Genomic DNA, 10,866 nt, shown 5'->3' with positions numbered 1-10,866 from the left:
CGCGGCGGCGCGGTGTTTGCGCGGCCGCGCTCGAACTTACGTTGTCGCTGCGCGTTAGCCGTTTGTCGGGCGGGCTTGTGAACAGTGTCCGCTCGGCGCGCGTCGTCGTGCGGATGCTGGGGCGAAACTGACTCCGAGCGCCGGTCGGTTGGCTGGTGTCATGGTCATGGGCGAGACGTGTGAGAAGAGCGCGGACATCCGCTCGACCGCGGAAGGTCCGCTGAAGGACTCCCTGCGGGCGTTGGTCATGTCACCCTTGGACGTCGGGTGAAGATCCATTGCTGTGACCGGAGATTTCGCGCCCGGTGTCCGGTATGCCGGCATAACTTGCCAGTGAGCTATCTCGAGGTCCCGCCTCCGCGATCCTGTTTGCTGCAACCGCGCCCCGCGTCGCGAGCGACCGGACTGCACCGAAAAGGCGGTCGGCGACGCAACACCGCGAAGATCCTCATAGCTTGGTCTTGGCCGTGCGCCAAGGATCAAGGAGCGTCCTCCAGATCTTGTGATTCGCGGGCGAAGCTAGGCAGGAGGCAACTCAGTCATCCGAGTCTTCGCCCGTGAGGCGAACTTCGACATAGACCGACGCGCCCGGCGCGAGATCGAACGGTTGGTCCGACGAGAATAAGAGAGTGCCGTCGTCAGCGGTGGCTCGCAGCCGCCACGCCGACGGTGAAGTCGTTACCGCCCCGCTGGGCGCGGTGCACATGACGATTGCGAAGTCGCCATATTTATCGCTAACTGTCTCTCCAACGGGTACTTGGTCCTCCCCCCGTAAGAGGGTCATATGCACGCCAGTCGCAGGACGATCTGCTGAATCCAATACGCAACCGTAAACGAGTGATTGACCTTCGCCGATCGTAGGACGCCGCTTCAGCCTTTCCGCTTGCGTGCGCAGACCCAGCACTGACGCTCTTCGAAGCTCGAACTGGTCTTTGCGACGAATCATCGCAGGATGCTCCGCTTCCAGGGTTGATGCCAGATTCTCCAGGAGACTCTGAGCACGGCTTGCGCGACGAGCCTCAATCTCGGCCAATCCGCTCAAGATGTGGGCTCCGGCCGCAACGAACTGCTGCTCGAGCGCTCCGGACCGGCCCGGCGTCGTGTGGCTGTCGTCGTTGCTTCGCGACTTCGATACTCCTGAGTTCTGATGTTTTCTTCAAGGCAGGGTGTTGTCCCGGTAGACGACCGGTCGGGCGGCAGACCCCGGCGATGACCAACGCCGCCTGAACTCCTGCCCAGCAAGACGGAGGGCCAAAATGTGGGCCGCATCATATTTCCACATTTTTAGTATGGCGAAAGACCCGGGAAACGCAACTTGCAGACATGGGCATGGAACGTCAACGCGGGCGCGGCCTTCGGCGCTGTATCGTGGTCGGTTCAACTCGTCAGCAAGATACTTCAGGGCATTGCGCCCTGGTGGGCCTGTGGACGGCATCGTCTGGCTCCCCGTTTGAGACGCCGCCGATACGAGAGCGTAAAGATTAGTTAAGCGGACGCTCGCCGCGAGTAGGTGAACGACAGCAGATGGGGCGGAGTGGGCGCCGCGAGTGGCCGTTTCACTGCGCTCAACTGCCGCTGGGCTGACTGGGCTCGGTGACCGCTCCTGGCCGACAGCTGCTTTCAGCGGCGTCGCAGCAGAGACGCGACCAAGGTCTGCAATGCGCCGGTGACCGGCCGCTGTCCAGCCCAGAGGTGGTGTTCCCCGCAGTTATCGGTAACCAGTTGCCACACCCCGGCATGCCAAGGGCATGCACCGTGCTCCGCTTCCCTGACAGCCGGTGAGGCTGGCCGAGGGCCTACGCCGCCATCGGCGCAGAGACGCTCCGGACGCTTCCGTCGGCAGCTCCCCGACGAATACCCAGCCTAACCTTGGTCGGAGTTCTGCTACGACAGCCGCCGTCTCGCACCCAACGCCTCCGGCGGATGCCGACGCCCCGGCCCGACCCCAACGCCCACATCCACCGGTTCAGTCATCCTCGTCGATCACGACACTGATCGGGTAATGGTCGCTGTACCCGCCCAGATTGGCATCATCGCCCCGCCCGAAACGGATCGGGTCGGGGTAGTCGCCGGCGTCCACCATCTCCGGAAACTGCTCCACGCGAACCGAACCGGTCCGCGCCCCAAAGCCCGACGCGCCAGTCAGCAGGCCCTTGCTGACGAGGAACTGGTCCAGGACGTTGGCGTGGTTGTTGTAGTAGTGGGTGCCGAGCGCCGCGCCCACCGTTGGCCACATGAGGTTCAGCAGCCGCGGCGTATGCGCGTTGAGCACCTTCTGCGCCTGACGTTCGGCGAGCGCGTAGTCGCTCAACGAGGGGTCGAACGGCTCGTCGTTGAAGTCGCCCATGGCGAGCACCGCCACGTCCTTGCCGTGGATCTGGCGGATGCGCTCGTGGAAGTACGCCAGGGTCTCGCCGGCGATGGCGCGGTAGGCGGCCGATTCCGCCTGCCCGCCGCTGCGTGACGGCCAGTGATTGCCGATGACCACCAAGAGGCGATCCGAAGGCTTCGTGCGCAGGTTGACCTGAAAGAGGTCCCGCGTGGCGGTGCGGCGCATGACGAAGTGGGAGAAGGTCTCGCCGTCGCGAATAGCGTAGCGCGCACCATCGTAGAGAAAGGCGACATCGATGCCGCGCTGATCGGCGGTGTCGGCGTGGGCGATTCGGTAGTCGCGCCCCAGCGGCGCCAGCGCATCGCGCAGCAGGCCCAGCACATGGGCGTTCTCCACCTCGCAGACACCGAGCAGGTCCGGTCCCGCGCCGTCGTTGAGCTGTCGGATGATCCACGCGAGCTGGGCGATCTTGGCGTCGAGCTGGGCCTGGTTCCACCCGGCCAACTCCCTGCCGAGCGCCCGTTGCAGCTTGTCCGAGCGTCGCGGCGAGTCCTCGACGTCGAACAGATTCTCCACGTTCCAGAAGGCGATGTGATGCGCGGCCATGGGTGCCTACCGTTGGGTCGTGACGACACCCTAAGCATGGCCCATGGCTGTGACGGTGCTATTGCTTTGGTGCGTCGCGCGCCAGCTACCAGGTCGCGCAGGTCGCGACAGCCAGTGCCCGGCTTCGGCTGGTTTCCGCAGCCGGCCCCGGTGTTCCCGGCAGACCTCGCGGCGGATTCGACAGTCTCGTCACTGCCGGCCTCATCGCATCCGAGGCGGGGGCGTGGATGCCGAGGCCAGTGCCTCTGACGTGGCATACACCGCTAACGACACAATGATCCCGGTGAAGATGACACCGACCAGCCCCAGCAGGATCGCCGTCAGCCGGGTCAGCGGACGCTGCGGCGTCATGTCGCCGTAGCCGATGGTGATCGCCGTGATGAACGCCATGTAGAGCGCCTCGCCCCACGCCCGTTGTTCGACCCTGTGGAACATCCAGGCGCCCGCCAAGATTAGCAGCAGCAGGAAAAGAATAATCGGCGAGATGTAGGCCAGGCCGTGCCAGAAGTGCTGCAGGAAGCTCAGTGTGACTTCCATGGTGCCCTCCAGCTGCCCTGCATCACGCGAACCTGCATGCTCGTTCCTCTGGCGCGGCGACTCAGGCAGCCATCGCAAAGGCCGACACGACCGCCTCCACCAGGCTCGGCCCGATACTTCCTCTGTATGTTGAGCAAAGTCACTCCTGAACGACCCCTCGATGCAGCAGATTCTGACGTTGTTCACACTTGGCGCTTGACACGCGACTGAAACCGCGTCCAGGGGAAGCCTCAGTTCCAATTCAGTAATATACCGCAGCTTACTGAATTCACGCACAAAATCGACTGACCAAAAACTGGTCAATCCGACAGACGCCCTGCAAACGTTTGAGCCGTGGCGAGCGCCGACAACCCATCCACAGGGTTATCCACAGGTCATGTGGATGCCTCGAATTTCACTCCTAACTGTAATACATTGCGCCAGGTCAAGGAGAGCCGACCTGAAGTGCTGCTCGTAACCGTCTGAATGACGCGGTGCAGCAACCTCGTCCGCGAAAGCGCATGCTCGGCGGGCTCGACGCGGCCCCGGACCGCTTGCGGACCGACCAACGGCATGACCGCTGGACAGCGATGGCGCCGGCATCAGCGCGGCGCACACAAGGCATCGCGTCGGTGCAGTCCTCGCGCACGAGGCAATTGACCGGCCCTTGGGGTTTGGCCGGTGCACTTGTTGGCATGCGCCGCAGACGACGCGACCGAGTTCTGGACGGGGCAAACTCATCCGGTCATCCGTCCAGCGTCAAAGATCTCGCGCCGGGTTTCGAATCGCGCATTTGCGCCGGATCGATTCCGGCGTTACGCCCAGCGTCCGTCGAGTCGATCAGGATTTGCGCGGGCTTGTTCAGTAGGCCACCCTTGGAAGCGACTCTTTTTGACATCAATTCGTCAGAAGACGTATTGTTCGCGCCGCGTCACGAGCCGCGGATTTGCAGACCTGCTCATGGCACGACAATACCCGCGCTGCGATCCCCATCGATGCGCCAGCCCGCAGCACATCAATCGTCGCCGGCCAGTGACAACAACCTGCGGAGACAGCACGCCGCTGCAGTCGACTATCCAGCAGATGCGTCCAGCACACAGTGTTCGACGTCGAGCACGGAACCTGCACGAGAACGGCTGTGCGTCCAGCGCGCGCAGACCGCGCTGTTTCCGCAACTGCACTTCATTTCGGGAGAACAACAATGCCGACAAGCACGCACACCTCTGAATCCCACACCGTTGAAGAGATCCGAGCACACCTTGCCGAGCTCGAAGCCGCTGAAACAGCACTCCGAGAGGCACTGCGCGAAAGACAAGCCGCCGAATTCGCCGACTTCCTGAATGATCTGCGCGAGCAGGTCGACGCCCGAGGCTACGACCTCGACGAGGTGATTGCCCGGTTAAGCAAGGGTCGCCGCGGCCGATCCGCCAAGCACGGCCCCGGGGCCGTCACCCGTTACATCGATCCGGAGAACCCGGAGCGGGCCTATGCACGCGGACCGCTGCCGGGCTGGCTGCGCGAGAAGATGGAAGCCGCAGGCTACGATCCGGCGGACAAGGCGCAGCGCGAGGAGTTCAAAACGACCCACCTGCGTCTGGCCGCATAAGGCAAGGCGCCATCGCGCGTCCGACGACGGCCTCGGCGATCACGGGCGAGGCTGCTCCTCTCGGGGTCACCTGGCGCTCATTCAGGCGCCCCCGAGCCGCTGTCCCCTACCTGCCGGCGCTCGCTCAACAGAGCCGCTATTCTCCCGGCGCACTGAGGTATCCGACCTCGACCCAAGCCCTGCTGTCGTCAGCGTCACAGTCCTCTCCTGGCGTATGGAATGCGTAATCGCTCTTTTGAATCCAAGCAGTGAACAGCCGCAGAGCATCCGGCGCCCCGCCGTTCGTCCAGGACCCGAAATCGGGGATGGTGTAGTTGCACTTGAACTTGAGTTCTTCCCCTGCTCCAAGCGTCCCCAGCTTCTTGCGACAGATATCTTCCGAGATCCCAATCTGGTTGTACGTCATCGGCGGATAGCGGACGTTCATGGTCACCACGATGTCGGCGTCAGCGGTATAGTCCAGGGTGCCGACATTCGCGACACGACCGTCCAGCGCGACGAGCCCGCCGGGTTTCTGCGTGGCATCCAGCGACACGCTTGGATCGGCGCAATCGTCGGTCGATCGAAGAATCAGAATCAATATCAACGGCAAGAGCAGTACAACCGCTGCCAGGGTAAGGAGTCGCATCACGTTGGTCATCAATCACTCCTTATGGCATGCAGCGCACGCGCGGCTCGGCTGACGACGATCGCCTAACCGCCCGGTCGCGAGAACGATCGCCGTCGATACTACGAACGCCGACGTGTGCGCGAGGCAGGTCGGTCCAGCAGACAGGCCCTGGCGCCGACAAGCCGCACAAGCCGACCCAACCCAATGCGCGTGACTGGTTGCGGCGGCCACCGAGCCATCGGCCTCGCACCGGAGTCTGCGCTCTGTCGGCCAAACGCGGCACCGTCAAAACTACAAGACGTATAACGAAGTAAAGTTCAGCCGGTCGACGCTGTCAAAGCGCTGCGGGTCGCGCATCACGGGCGCGGACAGCGCAAGAGGGCATGCCGATTCGCCGGATGGGCCGGCGCGTTGTTCAAGACACGGGGCGTTCGGCCCGTTGCCCGCCGGACGACTGCGCCGGGAAGGCTCCCTGTGCCGGTTGGTCGGCGGGCCGAGAACCGTGCCGCCGGCCGCGCGCGCCTGAGATAAGCCCTCGATCCACGACAAGCCCGCGCGCGCGGCCGGCCGAGCCCGGGAGCGCAGCGAGCGGGCGAGTCGCGCGCGCGGATGCGCACGTTCTCGGGCTGTCGGGCTGCTCGGGGCTCCCGAGGGCAACCTTGCGAGTGCCGCCGGCGCCAGCCGCCACCGTCGATGCTCGCTTCTGGTGTGCGGCGTGCGTCCCACTGGATGCCGACACCTCCTGCGGTGCCGCCTGATGCAGACCCAGGCATAGAAGCTCGCAGTACTCACGCCGTCGGCACGGCCAAGCGCCCAGATCCCTGGCGGGCTTCACTCGCCACAGAACTCAAGATCAGGAACTACACTTGATCATGCAGGGGATTTCTCTCGCCGTTGATCACATAGCACTCATCCCGCCCCAGCTGTACGCCAGGGGAAAGGAGGCACTATGAGCATGATTCAGTATGCCTTTAGCAACACGATTTATAACCTCAACGCGCAGGCGCCCTTGAGCTCGGACGTGCTGTACACCTTCCCGAGTGCCAGCATTAAGAGCATCACAGCTATCTATAAGAATGCAATGTATTTCCTTGCGCGCACAGACCCGCATGAAGTCGATTACCGCACCATCTACAAGCTCGATCTGTCCAGCGATCCGCCAAAAGAGATTTTCTTATTCGAACACCACGCGCAGATCTGCAATCTTGAAATTCGGCTCGTTGCCGGTGTACCGCGACTCTACTTCAGCGCACACACAACACCGGACTGGGGTTCGCCCATCGCGATTTACCAGCTGACCGGGAACAACTACCCGCTCCTTTACTGTGACACTGAGGGCTTTAATTTACCTTTACCAAACCCTTGCTCCGAAGGCGAGTGGGACGGCGGCTGGCGCGGCAACTTTGCGTTCGCAGGCGCAAGCACCCTTTTCCTCAGTTCTGGCAATGTCGTTCCAAGTGGCTTATACAAGATCAGCGGCGCAGGTGCGGCAGGGGTCACAGGATCACCGACGCGAATGTTCGTTCGAAGCGATGGAGGTATTTGGGGGCTCGCCTGCATCAGCGAAACGGAATTGTTCTTCCACGGGAACGACGCGATCTATCATTTGGACCTTGAGAACGCTGGCACTTTGACAGTAATTGCTCAAGACCTCGCCAACCCGTATAACTCAATTTCTGACGTCGCCACTGACCTCCCAGTGTCGGCTTGGCAGCTGAAGTTGCCTTGGAGGTTCTTTGCGCTCATACCCTATTTTTTCAGCAATTTCATATCGAAGATTGGACGGCTTCTCGCAGGCCGGGCCATCCGGTGAGTGTTTGTACGCAGGAGTCGCTGCGCCATTAACCGCAATTGTTCTCCGCGTGTTCCAGGAAGGTCGAATGGCGATGTAGAGGGACGCCACTGGACACCCGCAGGCGCGTTCTCTGCTTCACCCGCGAAGCAGTTACAACAGTCGCGACAGCATGTGTGACTGGAACGCGTTATCAGGATCGAAACGCAAACGCGAACCAGGACCGACCGCGCGCGCCTGCGACAAGCCCTCGATCCACGGCAAGCCCGCGCGCGCGGCCGGCCGAGACGCGGGCCTCAGCCCGCGGCGAGTGGCGCGCGCGGATGCCACGTTCTCGGGCTGTCGGACTGCGTCGGGCTCTCGGATCAGTCCTCGCCGGTGCTGTCGGTGTCGGCCGCGACTGGCGGCGCTGGGGGTGCTTTGGCGGTGAGCCGGTCCCGGCTTGGGCGATCTGGCCTCTTTTCTGACGATGGAGTCGCCAAGCCGGCGGCGCGCCAAGGTCTCCTCAGTGCACCACATCCGGCGGCATTTCATGGGTGCACAACTGCGCCAGCAGCGCCTCCCGTCCTTCTAACGCCCGCATCAGCGCCACGTCGACGGGCTGCGCGCACCAGCCGTCGCTGCCGGCCGGGCACTCGGCCCACGCCACACCGAATCCGCCGAGCCAAAGGCGCTGGGCCGCAGCATCGTAGAGCGGCGGGAAGTCGGCCGGGTCACTGGAGCCGTGGAAGACGGCGATGCCGGCGGCGAGCCAGCGGTCGCACTCCTCGGGGGTCATACTGCGCTCACTCGGGATGGCGGTTGGCGGCACCGGCAAGCGTCGGTCCCGCGGACTCACGGCTCGGGCCTGTCGTAGGCCGATACTATCGGACACCGCGCGCAACGCCGAGTCCAGGCCATGGCCGAACCCCTACAGGCGGGCAATCTGCCCGATGATTTCCCGCCGGAGCGGTTCGCGCTGATGGCGTTCTGCGAAGGCTGCGGGCACTCGGCTGCGTTGGACCGCGCCAGCCTGCCGCCGGGGCTGACGGTGCAGGCGATCCCGGCGCGGCTGCGGTGCACCGCCTGCGGGCGACGGCCGGGGACTCTGAGGGTCGTCTACACCGGGGCAGGCGGGTTCAAGTACGCGGGGGCGGCGATGATGCCAGGCCTGGAGGGCCTTGGATCGGCGTAACGGCTCACTCCGCCCGATGCACCGTCGCCGGCAGCGCCCCGGTATCCTCGACATTGACCGTCACCGGCGCCACCCAGCGCACCTTGCGGCCGGTGCGCCCTTCGCCAATGCGGAAGGTGTGCCAGTGGGCGCGGCGGATGTGGGCCCGCGGTCTGCTGCGGCTGCCCTCGCCCGCCGATGCGGCCGGATCGCCCTCCCCGACCGCGGTGCGGCGCAGGGCCGCGCCGATGCGAACCCCGACGTCCCAGCTCGTCGCCTTCGGCGGCGGAAAGAGCCGGGGGCCGCGCTTGGTGCGCTTGGGCTCAGGGCGTGCCGGTCGCGTGACGTCGTCGCCGATCTCCGCGTTCTCGGCGCAGAGGTAGAGCACCAGAGCCACCAGGGGCGCGACCGCGGCGGCCTGTGCCTCGGCGTCGCCGAGCGCTTCAGCGGAGACCTCCAGGCCGAGCGCTTGCGCTCGCTGTTTGCCGCTCTCGATGACGCGCTCCAGCGCGTCGGTCAGGGTGCCGCCGCCGAGGATCAGCGGGACCGGGATCTGGCCGTGGACCGGGTCCATGGCCTCGGCCGGGGTGCGCGCGACGTCGAGCACGAGGCGCAGCTCGTCGTTGCCGCCGTCGACCTCGTAGTCGAGGTGCGCCCAGAAGCCGTGCAGGGGGCGGCCGCCGTAGGTGCGCCCGGGCGTCTCGATGTAGACGCACCATTCGGGAAGGCGGTACAGCAGCGCCGCGGGCAGCTCGCCGGTGAGCGGCGTCTCCGCCACGGCGGCGGCCAGGTCCGGGTCGAAGCGGTAGATGCCCTGGGAGACGCGCCAGGCGGCGAGCGCCCCGACGATGCCGATATGGGCGAACCGCTCCGGCGGTAGCTGCGCGGCACCGCGGCCGATGACCGCCTGGATGCCCTGAAGCGGCAGGAAGCACCACTCGGGCCAGTCGGGGAACTCGCCGCCGCGCCCGGCACGCATGCGGTCCACCAGCGTCCAGGCGTCGGGATAGGCGCGGGCGACGGCGGTGACAACCTGGCGGGGGCGGGGGTCGGTGGGCTGAGGGCTGGTCATCAGGGATCGCGGGATGGAGACGGCTTGCGCGCGCCGGGGCGGCTATTGTGCCACCTCATCGGTGGCGCCACGTCCGCTGGCGCTGACGGCCGCTCGGCTCGGACCTGCTTCGCGCCCCTTACGCCGTCACGATGACGTATCCCCCGACGCCGACCAACACCCCACCGGCACCGCGTTGCGCGATGCGCCCGATCCGGGAGTCGCGCGCCAGGCGGCCGAGCCGGTGCGCCGCGAGCGCGTAGCCCAGCTTCACCCCGCCCACGCCGACGGCCGTGATCGCGACGATCAACGCAAGGTCCTCGAAGCCGATCCGGCCCACGTCGACGAAGAGCGGGAACAGGCTGGCGTAGAACAGCACCGCCTTCACGTCGGCCAGGGTGAGGAACAGGCCGGCCAGGATGCTGCCGAGCAGCCCACCGGTCGGCGCAGGCGCGGCGCCGAGGCCAGAGCCCTCAGCAGGCGCGCGCAGCATGGTTATGCCGATCCACACCAGGTAGAGACCGCCGAGCAGCTTGATCAGCGTGAACAGGCCGCCGAGGGCCTCCGCCAGAGCGCTCAACCCGAGCAGGGCGATGACGACGAAGGCCAGGTCGCCGAGCACGATGCCGACGGTGACGGCGACACCGTGGGCCAATCCCGCCGTCGCCGAGCGGGTGACCACCAGCGCCACGCTGGTGCTGGGCAGCGCCGCCAGTGCGGCCAATGCGGCGAGCAGACCGAGGGCCTCGCCGGGACTCATGGCGTCCAGAACTCCGCCGCACCGGCGGGCAGCTTCGCAAGACAGGCGTCGAGCGCCGCCTCGTCCACATGCCGCCTCAGGGCCTGCGCGACGTCGCGGATCGCCGTGTCGGGCGAGAAATTGTGGTTCGGACGCAGCGACTGGACTTCCCGGGTCATCGCATCGCGGTCCTCGAACGGCTTCCGTTCCTCGTGGACATCCCACTCGGTGACGAAGAGCGCGCGCAGACCAATCGGGAGGACGTTGGCGAAGGCGATCGCATCCTCCGTCGCCAGCCTGCGCCGGAAGACCTGAAAGACGCCCTGGGTCATCGTGTAGGCGACGTGCGTGCTCCACAGCCCGGCGGTGTCGCGCGCGTCCACCAGGTAGTCATAGAACTGCGCTGACGCGCGCTCATATTCGGCCGGTACGGGCATGCTCGCTGCCTCCGGGTCGAAGGT

The 10,866-nt window shown here is 65.4% G+C and carries 11 protein-coding genes; 3 read left to right on the top strand and 8 right to left on the bottom strand.

What is annotated here, in order from left to right; translation table 11 throughout:
* Nucleotides 1-535: 535 nt before the first annotated feature.
* From CKO31_RS18595 to CKO31_RS18585, 3 genes are all read right to left on the bottom strand, one after another.
* Complete coding sequence (locus tag CKO31_RS18595) at nucleotides 536-1,042, bottom strand: hypothetical protein (protein WP_200240406.1); 507 nt, start codon at nucleotides 1,040-1,042, stop codon at nucleotides 536-538.
* Between the two features lie 924 nt (nucleotides 1,043-1,966).
* Nucleotides 1,967-2,938, bottom strand: coding sequence for an endonuclease/exonuclease/phosphatase family protein (locus tag CKO31_RS18590; protein ID WP_200240404.1), 972 nt, complete (start codon nucleotides 2,936-2,938; stop codon nucleotides 1,967-1,969).
* Nucleotides 2,939-3,139: 201 nt separating this feature from the next.
* A complete protein-coding gene (locus tag CKO31_RS18585; RefSeq protein ID WP_200240402.1) occupies nucleotides 3,140-3,475 on the bottom strand; it encodes a potassium channel family protein in 336 nt (111 codons plus the stop codon).
* Nucleotides 3,476-4,655: 1,180 nt separating this feature from the next.
* On the opposite strand from CKO31_RS18585, the gene CKO31_RS18580 reads away from it, so the two are divergent.
* Entirely contained in the window at nucleotides 4,656-5,060 is a 405-nt protein-coding gene (locus tag CKO31_RS18580; protein WP_200240401.1) for an H-NS histone family protein, read from the top strand.
* Between the two features lie 136 nt (nucleotides 5,061-5,196).
* On the opposite strand, the gene CKO31_RS18575 is transcribed toward CKO31_RS18580, so the two are convergent.
* Nucleotides 5,197-5,700, bottom strand: coding sequence for a hypothetical protein (locus CKO31_RS18575; protein ID WP_200240399.1), 504 nt, complete (start codon nucleotides 5,698-5,700; stop codon nucleotides 5,197-5,199).
* 919 nt (nucleotides 5,701-6,619) lie between these two features.
* Between CKO31_RS18575 and CKO31_RS18570 the strand changes: the two genes are divergently transcribed.
* A complete protein-coding gene (locus CKO31_RS18570; RefSeq protein ID WP_200240397.1) occupies nucleotides 6,620-7,483 on the top strand; it encodes a hypothetical protein in 864 nt (287 codons plus the stop codon).
* 484 nt (nucleotides 7,484-7,967) lie between these two features.
* On the opposite strand, the gene CKO31_RS18565 is transcribed toward CKO31_RS18570, so the two are convergent.
* The gene (locus tag CKO31_RS18565; protein WP_200240396.1) at nucleotides 7,968-8,240 is read right to left on the bottom strand and encodes a hypothetical protein; all 273 of its coding nucleotides are present in this window, start codon (nucleotides 8,238-8,240) and stop codon (nucleotides 7,968-7,970) included.
* A 120-nt stretch (nucleotides 8,241-8,360) separates the two neighbouring features.
* Between CKO31_RS18565 and CKO31_RS18560 the strand changes: the two genes are divergently transcribed.
* Nucleotides 8,361-8,636 (top strand): hypothetical protein, encoded by a 276-nt coding sequence (locus CKO31_RS18560; protein WP_200240394.1) that lies wholly within the window; start codon nucleotides 8,361-8,363, stop codon nucleotides 8,634-8,636.
* Nucleotides 8,637-8,640: 4 nt separating this feature from the next.
* Here CKO31_RS18560 and CKO31_RS18555 read toward each other — a convergent pair whose 3' ends face one another.
* The 3 genes from CKO31_RS18555 to CKO31_RS18545 form a co-directional block, all read right to left on the bottom strand.
* On the bottom strand, nucleotides 8,641-9,687 hold the full coding sequence (locus tag CKO31_RS18555; protein WP_200240392.1) for an AcrVA2 family anti-CRISPR protein: 1,047 nt from the start codon (nucleotides 9,685-9,687) through the stop codon (nucleotides 8,641-8,643).
* Between the two features lie 118 nt (nucleotides 9,688-9,805).
* Nucleotides 9,806-10,426 (bottom strand): LysE family translocator, encoded by a 621-nt coding sequence (locus CKO31_RS18550; protein WP_242475496.1) that lies wholly within the window; start codon nucleotides 10,424-10,426, stop codon nucleotides 9,806-9,808.
* Nucleotides 10,423-10,842: a DUF2267 domain-containing protein gene (locus CKO31_RS18545; RefSeq protein WP_200240391.1), complete on the bottom strand. Its 420-nt coding sequence runs from the start codon at nucleotides 10,840-10,842 to the stop codon at nucleotides 10,423-10,425. The genes CKO31_RS18550 and CKO31_RS18545 overlap by 4 nt, the downstream gene beginning before the upstream one ends.
* Between the last annotated feature and the right edge of the window lie 24 nt (nucleotides 10,843-10,866).

Source organism: Thiohalocapsa halophila (genome assembly GCF_016583825.1).
GTDB classification, from domain to species: domain Bacteria; phylum Pseudomonadota; class Gammaproteobacteria; order Chromatiales; family Chromatiaceae; genus Thiohalocapsa; species Thiohalocapsa halophila.
This window is presented reverse-complemented; position numbering and strand designations above follow the sequence as displayed.

Excerpts from the sequence above, each read along its gene's own strand:
- CKO31_RS18590 (WP_200240404.1), bottom strand. The coding sequence starts at position 2,938 with ATGGCCGCGCATCACATCGCCTTCTGGAACGTGGAGAATCTGTTCGAC.
- CKO31_RS18585 (WP_200240402.1), bottom strand. The coding sequence starts at position 3,475 with ATGGAAGTCACACTGAGCTTCCTGCAGCACTTCTGGCACGGCCTGGCC.
- CKO31_RS18580 (WP_200240401.1), top strand. The coding sequence starts at position 4,656 with ATGCCGACAAGCACGCACACCTCTGAATCCCACACCGTTGAAGAGATC.
- CKO31_RS18575 (WP_200240399.1), bottom strand. The coding sequence starts at position 5,700 with ATGACCAACGTGATGCGACTCCTTACCCTGGCAGCGGTTGTACTGCTC.
- CKO31_RS18570 (WP_200240397.1), top strand. The coding sequence starts at position 6,620 with ATGAGCATGATTCAGTATGCCTTTAGCAACACGATTTATAACCTCAAC.
- CKO31_RS18565 (WP_200240396.1), bottom strand. The coding sequence starts at position 8,240 with ATGACCCCCGAGGAGTGCGACCGCTGGCTCGCCGCCGGCATCGCCGTC.
- CKO31_RS18560 (WP_200240394.1), top strand. The coding sequence starts at position 8,361 with ATGGCCGAACCCCTACAGGCGGGCAATCTGCCCGATGATTTCCCGCCG.
- CKO31_RS18555 (WP_200240392.1), bottom strand. The coding sequence starts at position 9,687 with ATGACCAGCCCTCAGCCCACCGACCCCCGCCCCCGCCAGGTTGTCACC.
- CKO31_RS18550 (WP_242475496.1), bottom strand. The coding sequence starts at position 10,426 with ATGAGTCCCGGCGAGGCCCTCGGTCTGCTCGCCGCATTGGCCGCACTG.
- CKO31_RS18545 (WP_200240391.1), bottom strand. The coding sequence starts at position 10,842 with ATGCCCGTACCGGCCGAATATGAGCGCGCGTCAGCGCAGTTCTATGAC.